Source organism: Shewanella sp. (assembly GCF_013214165.1).
Lineage (GTDB): Bacteria > Pseudomonadota > Gammaproteobacteria > Enterobacterales > Shewanellaceae > Shewanella.
This window is the reverse complement of sequence record NZ_JABSSM010000026.1, coordinates 1-14689: the sequence shown is the minus strand read 5'-3', so window position 1 is coordinate 14689 and position 14689 is coordinate 1. Positions and strand designations below refer to the sequence as shown.

Genomic DNA, 14689 nt, shown 5'->3' with positions numbered 1-14689 from the left:
ACGAACTGACGAATCACTTGAGCGTCATGACTCAGATTTTATTAGCATTTACGGAGCATTCAATGAACCAATCTATCATCAACACAGTCATCAAGCCTTTCTCTGCAACCGCTTTCCATAAGGGCGAGTTTGTACCCGTTACCGAGAAAGACCTATTGGGCAAGTGGTCAGTGTTATTCTTCTACCCAGCCGATTTCACCTTCGTCTGTCCAACAGAGCTGGGTGATATGGCAGACCATTACGCTAAGCTGCAGCAGATGGGCGTTGAGGTCTACTCAGTATCTACCGATACTCACTTTACCCACAAGGCATGGCACGATACTTCCGATACTATCAACAAGATCCAGTACCCAATGATCGGTGACCCAACCGGCGCTATCACACGTAACTTCGGTGTGATGATCGAAGCAGATGGCTTGGCACTACGTGGCACATTTGTCATCAACCCTGAAGGTCAAATCAAGGTTAGCGAAGTTCATGACCTGGGAATAGGCCGTAGTGCTGCCGAGCTGGTGCGTAAGATCCAAGCCGCTCAGTATGTCGCAACTCACGACGGTGAAGTATGTCCAGCTGCATGGCAGCCAGGTGCCGATACTCTTGCACCCTCTCTAGACCTAGTCGGTAAAATCTAAACTGACATAAATCCGCTGGTCTAGATTTTCCTCTAGGCTAGCGGGACTTAAGTGAAAGCTCGCTTAAGCCGAATTTTATCTCCTTTGCTGGTTCGAGCCACCCCCTTTCAGGTTCGGGCTAGCAAACTCTCAATTTTTATAAAACCAATTATTTATAAAACCAACTTTTTATATCACAAATGGTATTTTTCTAGGAGTCATCATGCTGGATACGGATCTTAAACAACAACTGAAAACCTATCTGCAAAACCTCAAGCGTCCAGTTGAACTTGTCGTGTCTGCAGATGATAGCCCTAAGGCACTGGAACTTAAGTCACTGGCGCAAGATATCACTAGCTTATCTGAATTAATCTCAGTGTCAGAAATTCAAGGTGAGCGTATGCCATCGATGAAGGTGACAAGTGCCGCAACGGAGACCAGTATTACGTTCGCCGGCTTGCCCATGGGTCATGAATTCACCTCGTTAGTATTGGCATTACTGCATACCGGCGGACACCCACTGAAGCTAGATGATGAGGTCATCGCGCAGATCAAAGCGCTACCAGGCGAATACCATTTCGAGACTTATGTTTCTCTAAGCTGTCAAAATTGTCCCGATGTGGTTCAGGCATTGAATATGATGGCTGCGATTAACGCTAATATTACCAATGTGATGATAGACGGCGCCCTGTTTCAGACAGAAGTGTTTGATCGAGACATTCTGGCGGTTCCTTCCGTGTACCTTAATGGCAAGCTTTTCTCCCAAGGGCGCATCAGTTTAGCTGAGATCTTAAATAAGTTAGACACAGGTGCGGCGAGTCGTCAGGCCGAGCAATTAGATCAGAAAGACGTGTTCGACATGTTGGTGGTTGGCGGCGGGCCTGCAGGTGCAGCTGCCGCGATCTACTCGGCGAGAAAAGGCCTCAATACTGGCGTCGTTGCCGATAAGTTTGGTGGCCAAGTGGCTGAAACTGTGGCGATTGAGAATTTTATCTCAGTCAAGGCGACCGAAGGGCCCAAGCTGGTTGCTAATCTTGAGTCCCATGTACGTGAGTACGATGTTGATGTGATGGACAATCAACTTGGCGTTAAGTTGACCCCAAGCCAAGGGCCAAACCCCTATCATGAATTAACCCTTGAAAATGGTGCGACACTAAAAAGCCAAACCTTGCTGCTCGCCACTGGTGCGCGCTGGCGTGAGATGAATGTCCCCGGCGAGCAAGAGTATCGTGGTAAAGGTGTGGCTTATTGTCCTCACTGTGATGGACCCTTGTTTAAAGGTAAACGTGTTGCCGTCATCGGCGGCGGTAATTCGGGAATAGAAGCGGCAATCGACTTGGCCAATATCGTTGAGCATGTAACTGTGCTGGAATTTGATATCAAGCTTAGAGCCGACGATGTGCTACAGCGCAAGGCGGCATCTATGAATAATATCAGCATAATTACTCAAGCCATGACGACCGAAGTACTCGGTGATGGGTCACGAGTCAAGGGGCTTAACTACACAGATAGAGCCACAGGTGAGCAACATAGTGTTGAGCTAGCCGGTATCTTCGTTCAAATTGGGCTAGTGCCTAATACCGAATGGCTTAAAGGTGTGGTAGAGCTGACACCGAGAGGCGAGATCATTGTTGATGAGCGTGGTCAAACATCGGTTGCTGGCATCTTTGCTGCGGGGGATGTAACTAACACTCCCTATAAGCAGATCATCATTGCCATGGGCAGTGGCGCTACTGCCTCATTAGGGGCATTCGATTACTTAATCCGACATAGCGTACCAGAGCAAGTTAATGCCGCTTAATTGTTTAATTTACATATAGTCTTAATGAGAGCAGTCAGCGTTAAATGCTGGCTGTTTTTTTTGACCGCTTATAATCTTATGATATAAAGACTGTAAGATCATATCTGAGCCTCATTTTAAACAAGACGAAGTTTTGATATGGATTTAAATATGCCTTCATCCGAAGTGCAATTGAAGAAAGAATGTCACTTATACCTCATCAAAGGTGGCAAGTGGGCGGCATTAATGTCTACTTTTATTTTGTTTGCCATGCTGGTAAATATTGTTTTACAAACTTCTAAAGTATTGCTCGCATCGAATATCATCTTATACATGCTGCCTGTTTTTATTACTATTATATTGGCAGCGCTAGTGATGCGGGTTTATGCAATCGACGAAATATCCAATAAAGCATTTTTAGCCTATCTCTTTTCTTTAGAGCTCAGTTGGTTATTTTTGATCTGGATGATTTTTGATAGCTCAGAAGCGAGCTTTAGCGGCAATGCCGCTCTGGCAGGTGTCGAGTCAATCGTAGATGTGCTGGTGTTAACTTTTGCCATTGCACTATTTGTTGATAGGAAAATTATGCTAATGGCTGTGTTGCCGTTAATGTTACTGAGTTTTTTTCTGCGGGTAACAGAGATCCCAGATAATTATTTTTTTCCTTTAACTAAGTTTCTCTGTTTTTTTGCCATTATAGTTTCAGGGCAGAGAGTGCTTTACACTTGGTTTAAGAAAGCCGTAGTGCGTGATGTGGAGAAGCAGCACCTGTTGAAACATTTTAGGCGAATGGCATTAATAGATGGGCTGACTAACATCAGTAATCGCCGTCATTTTGATGAGATTTTATCTCAAGAGATCAGGGCGTCTGAGCGTAATAACCACCCACTGTGTGTGATCATGATAGATGTCGATTTCTTTAAAAGGTTGAATGATAGTTTAGGGCATCAGGTTGGAGATGAGTGTTTAATTACCTTGGCTAAGTTGCTTAGCTCGGTAGCTAATAGACCCAGAGATCTTGCGGCACGCTATGGTGGCGAGGAGTTTGCTATTTTGCTACCGGATACCGATAGAAATGGTGCATATCTTATCGCTGATAAATTAAAATCTATCTTGACCAAAGTTAAAATTCCTCATCCAGATTCAGATGTGAGTGAATATATAACCGTTTCGCAGGGAGTGTGTCAGTGGCAAGAAGGGATGAAGCCAGACGAGCTAATATCTGACGCTGATCGGCTACTTTATCAAGCAAAATTAGCGGGTCGAGATCGTTTTTTTGGCGCTAAGGGATAGAAGTCACTTATATCAATTGGTATTACTATGGATGGTATAAGTTGCAGGGAAATAAATGACCCTCAATATTTATCGGTATCGAGGGCATTCTGAGCTAGCTGTTAGCGCTTGTTAAACCGTAACATTGATCTTGTGGCCGCTATTACCTACAGGAGCAGGATTAGCTGACTCAATCAATTGAAGTGCAATTTCTCCTTCAGCTTTTTGCTGTTCCTTCGCGAGTTGAGCTACTTTCACTATCATGCCGCCGCTACTTAACTGTGGCTCGAGATTCGCCGTACCCAAAGAAATTGCCATCGATATGCCTCGCCTTTGTTTTAGATTAGTTACCAATAAAGAACTATCGGCCCGCCTAAAAAAAAATTGAGCATTATTTTTGACTGAGTTTGGAGCGTATTTGAGCGAGAATTGGCCGTTGAATAACGGCCAATTCGTTTATTTTAAAGACTTGCGCACCATAGTTATGATTAAACTCAATAGAATAGAGCCTGCAATCAGCATCATAGCTACAAGGGGACTCTGCAGCAAAACGGGATCTATAGCGAGCATAGTGCCCATACCTATCATCATAATTCCTGACATCAACTTAAGTGTCTGACCTTCTTTCTCTGTGAGTTTTCGTTTCCCCATAGTGGCACTAAAGACGATGACAATAATGGCCAAAGGAATAACATAGACTAGGTTATAGAAAACGAGATACATATAGCGCTCTATGTCGGATAGATCATGCATAGAAAGTACACTGGTATAGATCATCGGGAAGCCTGCGGTACAAAGTAACTCATAGGCGTTAGCGACAATCGCTAGGATAACGGTACCGCCAATCATCGCAGCCATGGAGCTGGCATTGGTCAATTTTCCCATACGTTTAATCAAGCCTGTGCGGTTTTTAGCCGACATGGACAGTGTCACTTCCCCCTTGGTGAAGAAGTAATCCTTGATATTAATGACTCCTGCGATGAGCGCTAGAATACCGGCCCCTAAGATAATCAAACTACCATCACTGCCTGCGCCTAGAAGCGTAAAAATATTGAGCCAAGCTATCATAAACAGGAAGTAGATAAAGCCAGAGAAGAAGACAAAGATACCGCCAACTATCAGCATGCGTGTTTTTCTCTTAGCATTTACCATGATGGATAGCAGGAAGAGTAAAACAAAGAATGCGCAGGGATTAAAGGCGTCGATACCCGCAAGTACTATGGTCAGTAGGGGAGTGATAGCTTTTCAGGTGCTACGATTCCTATTAAAGGGATCTCTATGGGTTGAACCTGGCTTTGTTTAGCCATTTCACCTGTAGAAGCTAATTCGCAAGTTGCTTCATTCCCCGGGTTTTTGCTGGTATCGCTGCATGTACCAAAGAGAGACGAATGCCCCTGCTCATCTGTAGCTTGGAGCGGGTCGTTATCGATAACTGTGCCACCTAAGCTGCGATAGCAAGCTTTCAAGTTATCGAGTAGATACTTACCTGTGACAGCTTCACTGCTATAGCCAAAGGTTGCCAGTTCACAAGCCGCTATATAGGGAACGGAGCGAGCTTCAACTTGAGTCTTCTTAGCGATCCCTTGCCAAATATCCATGGTGTCAGGATCTGACACCAGATGGGTTTCAAGATCGATCCAAGGATAACGTTCAGGCAGTGAATCTATGAAAGGGTGGGCTTCAGCGCAGTGAGGACATGTCTTGGACCAGAAGAAATAGAGTTTAATTTTGAGCTCGCCATCTTGATTAACGTAATGCCAGCTCGAATCTTGACCGTTCTCTTGTGGTGTTATCACAGTATTGGCTAACGTTGAGAATGAGCTGAGGCAGAAAATCATAAGTACGAATAATGCTTTAACCATGTACCCTCCTATGGGATGCGCTAGATGTTATCGCGGATACTGATATCGCAACAAATATCTTACTTATCTTGATTGTGGGGGATACATCGCATGCAAATTTTGCAACAGAAATCTCGAATTATAAGAAAATGGGAACTGAGGCCGATTAACGATATAAGGTTTAAACCTATGGTCACGGGGAGACCATAGAGTGGGAATTTACATCTTATTGGTATCAACTAAATTATATAAGCCTTAACGGTGATAAGGCTTAATCATTGACCCAGTCTTGAAATTAGCTTATTAATTTCATTCACTAAGTTCGTTGCAGAAGTCAGTTCATCAAGGTCACTGGATAGTAAACCTCAACTTCTAGCGAGAACCAGAGAAAGTGCCTGCATGAGTATCACTTGAAGCACCATCTTCAGTGTTAATGGAGGGTAAGCTGATATCTTTAACTGGGAGTTGCTTATCAGCAGCTGCTGCTAGGGATACAGCTGCACTCGATTGAGCTGCATTACACCAACTGACACTGACATCTCTGATATCTTCGTTGCTGGCTGTTAAGATACGGCTGATAACCGGTGCCGAGTAATGTGAATTGGTCAGATATTTTTTTATTCTATTTATACGTCGATTTGCCAGCCACATATTGTACTTGCGGGCATCATCGTTTACTTGCTGCTTTAATATCTGAAACTCGAGCAGTAAATAGCCCGGTTTATTTGATGTAGTTTCAATTAGTTCATCCAACTGCTTGGCATACTTACTGGGGAAGTAAGAGCTGTTTTTAGCATAGGGGATTTCAGTGAGGTGTATATTAGATTCACACTCTGCTATTGCGCTTCCTGCAAATAGCAAACAGGTGATGGATATGATTGCTTTCATTTAGAACTCCTTCGAAGCAATGCCCAGTAGACCTTTTGGAGACAACAAATTTACGGTCTAGGTAGATAATTTAGGTGCAAATCTATGCCAATTAAGGATAAAAATCAATCCATTGCATCTTGATTTTTTTGTAGCTGAGGTTTTTTTAAGCTCAGATCTTATGTGTCATAATATCGACAGGCGCCGAAAGCGTTACCACCTCTGCTTTACTGGTATGTCGTCATACTTTTGATTTATTTTGGCAATAATTATCGGCGAAAATTAGTGTGGATAATTTACAATCCCGATCATCTGTTCTGCCTCTTTTATTAAAAAAGTCGATTTATACCCTATATGTAAGTATATTGCACACAATATAACAACTGTGGTTTTGCTAACATGCCTAACGTAAAAGATACCAATCCTCTGTCACTCGATAATCAAGTTTGTTTTTCCCTGTACAGTGCCAGCAATGCCATGGTGAGAGCATACCGTCCGTTATTGAATGAGTTGGACCTTACCTATCCTCAGTATTTATCCATGTTGGTATTGTGGCAGCATCCAGGTATTAGCGTGAAAACCTTAGGAGAGAAACTGCATCTGGATTCGGGCACCTTGACTCCTCTACTTAAGCGTTTGGAGGTGAAAGGTTTGGTTAGTCGTGGTCGCAGTGAGCAAGATGAGAGAGTTAGAGTGCTGCATATTACTCAATCCGGGAAGCAGTTAGAGGCACAGGCTACAAAAATTCCCGAGCAGATGCGCTGTAAACTTGGGGGAGAAGCGGCAGTATTTAATGAATTAAAACGCCTATGTGATCATGCCTACCAATTACTCACATCTGCTAAGTGAGGCGACTGTTATTGATATGAAAGTGAGGTCGAACTTTCGTTAAACATTTGTGCTATCTTGGTTTTATTCGAGTAAATAGGGAAAACCATGGATACAATAGATGTGGTCATCATAGGAGGTGGGATCAATGGGGCCGGTATCGCGCAATGTGCGGCGGCCGCAGGTTACAGCGTCTTATTACTCGAGAAGGGCGCTATCGGCGGGCAAACCTCCGCGAACTCAAGCAAACTCATTCATGGTGGTCTTCGTTACCTAGAGACCGGACAGATATCTCTAGTCAGAAACTCCCTATCTGAGCGCCGAGCCTTGCTTCGTTTGGCGCCTCACCTAGTAAAGGCCGTACCCTTCTACATCCCTGTCTATGACACGAGTCAGCGCAACCAATGGGCAATACGTGCCGGATTAACGGCGTATTCTGTACTGAGTGAATTCGATCCTTTAGGGCGTTTCACCAGTTTGCCTACTGTGGAGTGGTCGAAAATTGCCGGATTAAAGCTGCAGGGACTAAAAGCCGTGTTCAAGTATTGGGACGCGCAGACCGACGATAAAGCGCTGACCCAAGCTGTGATGAGAAGTGCCCAAGATCTGGGGACGCAAGTGCTCAGGTATGCGGAGTGTGACGCGATAGTCCATACGCCAGACTACTGTGAGGTGAGCTATCGTTATCAGGATAAACTCCTGGTACAAAGAGCATCCAGTGTCATCAATGCCGCCGGTCCTTGGGTCAATGATGTGATAGATAGTCTAGTTCCCCCCATGGCTAAAGAGTCTGTCGACCTAGTACAGGGCTCTCATCTCCTATTGGACATTCCTGCGCCCGATGGGATCTTGTATCTGGAATCTTGCTTCGATAAGAGGGTGGTGTTTGTGATGCCCTGGAAGGGAAAAACCTTACTCGGGACCACTGAAACCATTCTAGAGGAGCTAGATGGCAAACCTGAGTCGACGCGAGAAGAGATTTCTTACTTGCTTGGGATATATAAGCATTACTTCCCAGCCCAGGACAATATTGAACAGCTGGAGGCGTTAATCATAGACACGTTTTGCGGGGTAAGGGTGCTGCCTAAGCTCAATGGCAGTTCATTCGATCGTCCAAGAGAGATATTACTTAAAACCAGTATTACTCATCCCAGGCTGATGACCCTCTATGGGGGCAAGTTAACGACTTTCAGAACGACTGCTAGAGAGGTGGTCCAGTGGATGGAGTCTAGGATAGGCAAACGAGTCGCAGTAGCCGATCTAGATACCACTCCGATCGTATGACTATGACAATGATTATTATCGCCATTTAGTTCCTGATGACTGAGGTGTCATATTGGTGTAATCTTGGTGTCATATCATTCACGATAATTATTTCATTACCCAGTCAATAACGCTATGTGGCATATCTTTGTTCGTTTTCTCTCTTTGGGACTGGTCAGTTTCGGTGGTCCCGCCGCGCATATTGGTTATTTCAGGCAGACGTTTGTCGGTGATCTGCAATGGCTCGACGATAAACATTACGCGAGTCTGGTTGCATTGAGCCAATTTATGCCAGGGCCGGGTTCGAGTCAGGTCGGCTTCGCCATCGGCTATCACAGGGGTGGTTTACTCGGTGGCTTAGCCGCCTTTGTCGGCTTCACTCTGCCCTCATTTTGTTTACTCTTTCTGCTGGCTGTGACCAGTGCTCAATGGCTGGATAATGGCGTGTTTCTGGGGGCCATATATGGGCTGAAATTACTCGCCGTGGTCGTGGTTGCCGATGCTGTGTGGATCATGTTCAACCAGTTTTGTCGCAAACGTCTAGCCAAAATTCTGATGTTAACCTCTAGTGTGCTATTGATTTTGCATGGTTCACTGCTGAGTCAAATGTTGATTTTATTGGTGGCAGCTCTGGTGGGGGTTAAATATCTTTCTCCCATTGATGCGAGTGATGTATTTTCTGAGGCCGAGGCCGAGACCAAACCTATCAGGCTGGGCTATGTCTGGTTAGCCGTCTTTGCCATCTTGTTTATCGCTTCCTTGGCGTTAATAAAGATGGATGCCCACTTGGGTCAAGTATTTGGTCAGTTTTTCCAGGCGGGTAGCCTGGTATTTGGTGGTGGTCATGTGGTGTTGCCGTTATTGGAGACCTTAGTCGGCGATGCCATGACCAGCGATAGATTCATTACCGGTTATGCCTTAGCCCAAGCTGTGCCAGGCCCCATGTTCGCTTTGGCTGCTTTCCTAGGAGCCGAGCTGTGGAGTCAATCGCCTTTAGTTGGTGCCCTAGTGGCCACGATTGCGATCTTTCTTCCTGGCTTCCTATTGATGTTAGTGGCATTGAAGACTTGGGCTGCCCTGAGTGCTCGTCCTAAGGTTGTCGGAGCATTAGCCGGTATCAATGCCTGTGTGGTTGGTTTTCTGGTTGCGGCGCTCTATATGCCGGTGTTTACCAGTGCGGTGAAAGTGCCTTTGGACATGGCATTGGTGCTCTTGGGCTTTGGTTGTTTGAAGTTGTTTAAGCCGAATATCTTATTCTTGGTGGTGATCTTCGCATCGGCAGGGGTATTGGTTAAACTGCTAGCATAGGATTAGCTAAATATTAGGAGGGACAAGTCATTCCCTGTTTATGTTTGGCATTATTGCTGATTATCTTTTCCTAGAACTCTCACTCACCTCGTCATCTTCTTTACAAAAACCACCACGAACAGGGCAATGGTGAAACTGCCTGTGAAGGCTTCTACTGCCGCAATGGCTCTTGAAAAGCCTATGGGGGTAAAGTCGCCGTAACCTAAGGTTGTAAAGGTCACCACGGAATAATAGATACAGTTAAAAAAAAGAAACAGGTTGCTGCTGAAGTCATTGTCCGAATTGAACACGTGTATATGACTGTCGTAACTCAAGCCAGTGAAAAGGTATAGCATGGCGCAGACTAAGATCAGTCCCATAGAGAAGCCGATAACGCGCATCGGCGCCTCACCGTAGCCGCAGAAGATATCGATTGCCTTAGAGACAAAACGTTTGAAGCTATTTTTAGGCATCTGATAACGGCGCATGGTGAGCTCTTTGCGGATATACTCACCCGACATGGCAAATAAACCTTCGCGTTCGGCGGCTTTTCTCAGGTCTCGATAGATCTCTTCGGCTTGTTCGAAGTAATCTATGGCAATCTCCTGTTCGCCAACTTTGGCCGCTTCTAATGCGAGCTTCTCTTGTTTTATTCTCTTGCCAATCGAGATGTTCTCGATCTTGGCGCCATTCCACTTGATGCCAAGCAAGTTTGTGCCGACTAAATTGGCACAGTGGACGTTGGACTCCCTCAGATCGGCCTTCATCAGGCTGGCATTGTGCAGGTTTAGATTGAACAAGTGAGCCTCTTGCAGATCGGCACGGTAGAGTTCGGCATTGGTCATATCGAAGCCGGTCTTCTGATGATGACGAACCAGATCGATTCCATGGAGCTTGGCACGCTTGAGAGATATTCCTCTGAGCATGCCTCCATTACGGGCAAATTGCTCTAAATTGGCGATGTCTTCAGGCTTATCCTTGATGATTTTTGGGTCATGCCAGTAACATAATCCTGAAGGTTGGGCCGGTTCTGAGCAGGAGTAACCTTCATCTTCGTGGTAGCAACATATTGAGGTTTTATCTGTCATGATGAAAGTATAGACAGGAGATTTCTGCTTTGTATGAAGCTGAGATATTAAATATTTGATACGACATCAGTTTAGCTGAGTTTTCTATTCTGGCTGTAATTCTAGTTCCGCTCCCTGAGTGTTAGTTGATTATTGAAACACCCTGTCTTCAATCCTAGCGTATTAAGCTCGAAATAAGCACCATTCATCTCCCCGAACTACTAGTGGTATTGTTCCGATTAAGTTAAAGTAACGGGTTCGCAGTTACTGCCTAATCTATTTTGAGTTGAAGAGATATGTTTGAAGTAAATCCGGTAAAATTTAAAATCAAAGATCTTGCAGAACGTACCCTTAGCCTTCGGGGGTTTCTTTGACTACGATGCTAAGAAAGAGCGTCTGGAAGAAGTTAGCCGAGAGCTAGAGAGTAGTGATATTTGGAATGACCCGGATAACGCCCAAGCCTTAGGTAAAGAGCGTGCAGCATTAGAATTAATCGTTAAGACCATCGACGATATGGATACGGGTCTCGAAGATGTCGAAGGCCTGCTTGAACTGGCTATCGAAGAGGATGACGAAGAAACCTTTAACGATGCGAGCTCCGAGCTCGATGGGTTAGAGAAACGCCTCGAAGACCTTGAGTTTCGCCGCATGTTCTCGGGCCCCCATGATATTGCCAATAGTTATCTGGATATTCAGTCCGGCTCCGGCGGCACCGAGGCTCAAGATTGGGCCAACATGGTGCTACGTATGTATCTGCGTTGGGGCGAGGCACATGATTATAAGCCTGAACTTATCGAAGTGACCGCTGGCGATGTTGCCGGCATCAAGGGCGCAACCATCAAGTTTAACGGTGAATATGCATTTGGCTCCTTGAGAACCGAAACAGGTGTGCATCGTCTGGTACGTAAATCACCTTTCGATTCATCGGGTAAGCGCCATACCTCTTTCTGTTCGGTATTTGTCTATCCTGAAATAGATGATGCCATCGAGATCGATATCAATCCATCGGATCTGCGTATCGACACCTATCGCGCTTCCGGTGCCGGTGGTCAGCATATCAACAAGACTGAATCTGCGATCCGTATTACTCATCTACCCACCAATACTGTGGTGCAGTGCCAGAATGATAGATCTCAGCACAAGAACCGTGATGCCGCCATGAAACAGCTGAAGGCTAAGCTGTATGAGCTCGAGATGCTCAAACAAAATGAAGAGAAACAGGCGGCGGAAGATGCCAAGTCTGATATCGGTTGGGGCAGCCAGATCCGCTCATACGTGCTCGATGATGCGCGTATTAAAGATCTGCGTACTGGGGTTGAGAGCCGAAATACCCAGAGCGTCCTAGATGGCGGTCTCGATATGTTTATCGAAGCCAGTCTTAAATCTGGTTTGTAACACTGACGATTTTTTACCCGACTTATGTGTGACGGCTCAGGAGAACTGAGCCGATTGAACTAATTTATTTTAACGTGTGATCTGTAACATTTACGAGAGAAGAAGATGACTGAACAAGTACAAGACGAAAACAAATTAATTGCAGAGCGTCGTGCCAAGCTTGAGCACATACGCGCTAACTGCCCTGCAAACGGTCACCCAAACAACTTCGATCGTAAACATAAAGCGGCAGACATCCAGGCTGAATATGGTCAATATACCAAGGTAGATCTTGAAGGCATGGCGATCCAACGCAGTATCGCCGGTCGTGTCATGGCTAAACGAGGTCCATTCCTGGTTATTCAGGACGTCAGCGGTCGCATCCAGGCATACGCGGGTAAAGACGTGCAGAAAGATCTTAAGGCCAAATACCAGGGCTTAGATATCGGTGATATTATCGGTGTTACCGGTCAGCTGCATTTATCTGGCAAGGGCGATCTCTATGTGAACATGGAAGAGTATCAGTTGCTGACTAAGGCGCTGCGTCCACTGCCAGAGAAGTTTCACGGCCTGACGGATCAAGAGACTCGCTATCGCCAGCGTTATGTCGATCTGATCGTTAACGAAGAGTCTCGTAATGCCTTCATCATGCGTTCTAAGGTGGTTGCAGCCATTCGTAACTTCATGATCAAGAAAGAGTTCATGGAAGTTGAAACCCCTATGATGCACACCATCCCAGGCGGTGCTACGGCGCGTCCGTTTATCACCCATCACAACGCACTGGATATCGAGATGTATCTGCGTGTGGCACCAGAGCTTTATCTTAAGCGTCTGGTTGTCGGTGGCTTCGAGCGCGTGTTCGAGATCAACCGTAACTTCCGTAACGAAGGTCTATCTCCGCGTCATAACCCAGAATTCACTATGATGGAATTCTATATGGCCTATGCAGATTATGAAGATCTGATGGACTTGACCGAAGAGATGCTTAACTCTATTGCCACCGAACTTTGCGGCTCTCCAAAGCTGCCATATGGTGAACACACGGTAGATTTTGGCGGCCCATATGCGCGTTTGAGCATGTTAGATGCGATTAAGAAGTACAATCCAGGCAATGAGACGATTCAGTCTATGACCTATGAAGAGGTTAAAGACGTCGAGTTTATGCGTGATCTGGCCAAGAGCCTGGGCATGACAATCGAGAAGTTCTGGACCTGTGGTCAGTTACTCGAAGAGATCTTCGGTGAAACTGCCGAGCCTCAGTTGATGCAGCCTACTTTTATCACAGGTTATCCTGCGGATATCTCGCCATTGGCACGTCGTAATGATGAAAACCATTTCATCACCGACCGTTTCGAATTCTTCATCGGCGGCCGTGAAGTCGCCAACGGCTTCTCTGAGCTTAACGATGCCGAAGATCAAGATCAGCGTTTCAAGGCCCAGGTTGCCGCGAAAGACGCCGGTGATGACGAAGCCATGTTCTATGATGCGGATTACATCCGGGCTCTCGAGCACGGCTTGCCACCAACTGCCGGTCAAGGTATCGGCATAGATCGCCTGGTGATGCTATTTACCAATACCCATACGATCCGAGACGTGATCCTGTTCCCAGCCATGCGTCCTCAAGCTCAAGGCTAAACTTTTCAAAAAAGTGAATCTTTAATGAAAGCCGCTGAGTTAAATACTCAGCGGCTTTTTTATAGTTAAAGCAGGATAATTACCAATACTCCGCTCATATTAATTAGTGACTTGCTTCCACTCTTCATGATGTGCGAGAGGGTCAATTTGTGTGCATTAACAAAATAGACTTTTAGGTTATAGATAGAATTTACTTGAGTGCATAGTATACGGATTACGCATTTTTCGTTTAACGAATTTTTATTTGGCCTTGTGTATTTGTTGTTAGGGCATAATTAGGGAAGATTATGAAAACTAGAATAATTGTTATGATTACAGCTGCTGGATTTGGGTTTGGCTTAATGGCTGCCGTGAATGCGACACCAATGCAGGACGAGCAACGCTATTGTGCTGAGAATCCAATAGACTGCTATTGTGAGTATCGCCCTGGCGGGGCAAAAGTCTGCTTTATTTTGTAATATCGACTGGTATGAGTAATAATTAAAACCTATCAATTACTAGATATTGTTAGGTTTTTTTAATCGTTAGCTAGTAAGTCCTCCTCCGAGCTAAATTTTAGTTTATCTTATGAGTTCCACCCCATTAGCTAATAGACTAATACAGATTCGATAAGATCAAGCAGTAAGGATGATTCCTTTGATGGTGCTGGTATCACTTCTAGATAAACTTACTATCCAAATACACAATAACCTTAGGTCTATATCTACTTAGAACATCACTAAAAGTGTGTCTGTCGGTCCTACATTACCTTAGCTAGATCCACTATTGACTAATACTTTGTAATTATAGGTTGAAGTTTGTCGCTGATTTTTATAGTTTAAGCGTTAGATTAGAATATGTTGAATGAGATAACCTTGTTTGATG

12 protein-coding genes and 1 pseudogene are annotated in these 14689 nt (G+C 45.1%); 9 read left to right on the top strand and 4 right to left on the bottom strand.

The window, feature by feature from the left end:
- Nucleotides 1-62 precede the first annotated feature (62 nt).
- From ahpC to HRU42_RS09530, 3 genes are all read left to right on the top strand, one after another.
- Nucleotides 63-632 (top strand): alkyl hydroperoxide reductase subunit C, encoded by a 570-nt coding sequence (gene ahpC, locus HRU42_RS09540; RefSeq protein ID WP_295030594.1) that lies wholly within the window; start codon nt 63-65, stop codon nt 630-632.
- Between the two features lie 202 nt (nt 633-834).
- On the top strand, nt 835-2412 hold the full coding sequence (gene ahpF, locus HRU42_RS09535; protein ID WP_295030593.1) for an alkyl hydroperoxide reductase subunit F: 1578 nt from the start codon (nt 835-837) through the stop codon (nt 2410-2412).
- Nucleotides 2413-2550: 138 nt separating this feature from the next.
- On the top strand, nt 2551-3684 hold the full coding sequence (locus tag HRU42_RS09530; RefSeq protein ID WP_295030592.1) for a GGDEF domain-containing protein: 1134 nt from the start codon (nt 2551-2553) through the stop codon (nt 3682-3684).
- Nucleotides 3685-3795: 111 nt separating this feature from the next.
- On the opposite strand, the gene HRU42_RS09525 is transcribed toward HRU42_RS09530, so the two are convergent.
- The 3 genes and pseudogenes from HRU42_RS09525 to HRU42_RS09515 all read right to left on the bottom strand — a co-directional run bounded on the left by HRU42_RS09525 (nt 3796) and on the right by HRU42_RS09515 (nt 6392).
- Complete coding sequence (locus tag HRU42_RS09525; RefSeq protein ID WP_295030590.1) at nt 3796-3981, bottom strand: cytoplasmic protein; 186 nt, start codon at nt 3979-3981, stop codon at nt 3796-3798.
- Between the two features lie 138 nt (nt 3982-4119).
- Nucleotides 4120-5525: pseudogene (locus tag HRU42_RS09520) on the bottom strand (cytochrome C biosynthesis protein).
- Nucleotides 5526-5876: 351 nt separating this feature from the next.
- Nucleotides 5877-6392 carry a hypothetical protein gene (locus HRU42_RS09515; RefSeq protein ID WP_295030589.1) on the bottom strand — a complete coding sequence of 172 codons (516 nt, stop codon included), beginning with the start codon at nt 6390-6392 and terminating at the stop codon, nt 5877-5879.
- Nucleotides 6393-6770: 378 nt separating this feature from the next.
- Here HRU42_RS09515 and HRU42_RS09510 point away from each other — a divergent pair, with 378 nt between their 5' ends.
- The 3 genes from HRU42_RS09510 to chrA all read left to right on the top strand — a co-directional run bounded on the left by HRU42_RS09510 (nt 6771) and on the right by chrA (nt 9770).
- Nucleotides 6771-7220, top strand: a complete 450-nt coding sequence (locus HRU42_RS09510) for a MarR family winged helix-turn-helix transcriptional regulator (protein WP_295030587.1) — start codon at nt 6771-6773, stop codon at nt 7218-7220.
- Between the two features lie 87 nt (nt 7221-7307).
- On the top strand, nt 7308-8483 hold the full coding sequence (locus tag HRU42_RS09505) for a glycerol-3-phosphate dehydrogenase/oxidase (RefSeq protein WP_295030585.1): 1176 nt from the start codon (nt 7308-7310) through the stop codon (nt 8481-8483).
- A 114-nt stretch (nt 8484-8597) separates the two neighbouring features.
- Nucleotides 8598-9770: a chromate efflux transporter gene (chrA, locus tag HRU42_RS09500; RefSeq protein WP_295030583.1), complete on the top strand. Its 1173-nt coding sequence runs from the start codon at nt 8598-8600 to the stop codon at nt 9768-9770.
- A gap of 83 nt (nt 9771-9853) precedes the next feature.
- Here chrA and HRU42_RS09495 read toward each other — a convergent pair whose 3' ends face one another.
- Nucleotides 9854-10837, bottom strand: a complete 984-nt coding sequence (locus HRU42_RS09495; RefSeq protein WP_295030582.1) for an ion channel — start codon at nt 10835-10837, stop codon at nt 9854-9856.
- Between the two features lie 275 nt (nt 10838-11112).
- Between HRU42_RS09495 and prfB the strand changes: the two genes are divergently transcribed.
- The 3 genes from prfB (at nt 11113) to HRU42_RS09480 (ending at nt 14283) form a co-directional block, all read left to right on the top strand.
- A protein-coding gene (gene prfB, locus HRU42_RS09490) for a peptide chain release factor 2 (RefSeq protein ID WP_295030581.1) occupies nt 11113-12211 on the top strand; the annotation gives its coding sequence in 2 pieces (ribosomal slippage) (nt 11113-11187 and nt 11189-12211; 1098 coding nt in all).
- Nucleotides 12212-12316: 105 nt separating this feature from the next.
- Nucleotides 12317-13825: a lysine--tRNA ligase gene (gene lysS, locus HRU42_RS09485; protein WP_295030579.1), complete on the top strand. Its 1509-nt coding sequence runs from the start codon at nt 12317-12319 to the stop codon at nt 13823-13825.
- 287 nt (nt 13826-14112) lie between these two features.
- Nucleotides 14113-14283, top strand: coding sequence for a hypothetical protein (locus HRU42_RS09480; protein ID WP_287944173.1), 171 nt, complete (start codon nt 14113-14115; stop codon nt 14281-14283).
- Nucleotides 14284-14689 lie beyond the last annotated feature (406 nt).

Coding starts and splice junctions, on each gene's coding strand:
- HRU42_RS09530 (WP_295030592.1), top strand. CDS start 2,551: ATGGATTTAAATATGCCTTCATCCGAAGTGCAATTGAAGAAAGAATGT.
- HRU42_RS09515 (WP_295030589.1), bottom strand. CDS start 6,392: ATGAAAGCAATCATATCCATCACCTGTTTGCTATTTGCAGGAAGCGCA.
- ahpC (WP_295030594.1), top strand. CDS start 63: ATGAACCAATCTATCATCAACACAGTCATCAAGCCTTTCTCTGCAACC.
- ahpF (WP_295030593.1), top strand. CDS start 835: ATGCTGGATACGGATCTTAAACAACAACTGAAAACCTATCTGCAAAAC.
- chrA (WP_295030583.1), top strand. CDS start 8,598: ATGTGGCATATCTTTGTTCGTTTTCTCTCTTTGGGACTGGTCAGTTTC.
- HRU42_RS09495 (WP_295030582.1), bottom strand. CDS start 10,837: ATGACAGATAAAACCTCAATATGTTGCTACCACGAAGATGAAGGTTAC.
- HRU42_RS09525 (WP_295030590.1), bottom strand. CDS start 3,981: ATGGCAATTTCTTTGGGTACGGCGAATCTCGAGCCACAGTTAAGTAGC.
- HRU42_RS09510 (WP_295030587.1), top strand. CDS start 6,771: ATGCCTAACGTAAAAGATACCAATCCTCTGTCACTCGATAATCAAGTT.
- HRU42_RS09480 (WP_287944173.1), top strand. CDS start 14,113: ATGAAAACTAGAATAATTGTTATGATTACAGCTGCTGGATTTGGGTTT.
- lysS (WP_295030579.1), top strand. CDS start 12,317: ATGACTGAACAAGTACAAGACGAAAACAAATTAATTGCAGAGCGTCGT.
- HRU42_RS09505 (WP_295030585.1), top strand. CDS start 7,308: ATGGATACAATAGATGTGGTCATCATAGGAGGTGGGATCAATGGGGCC.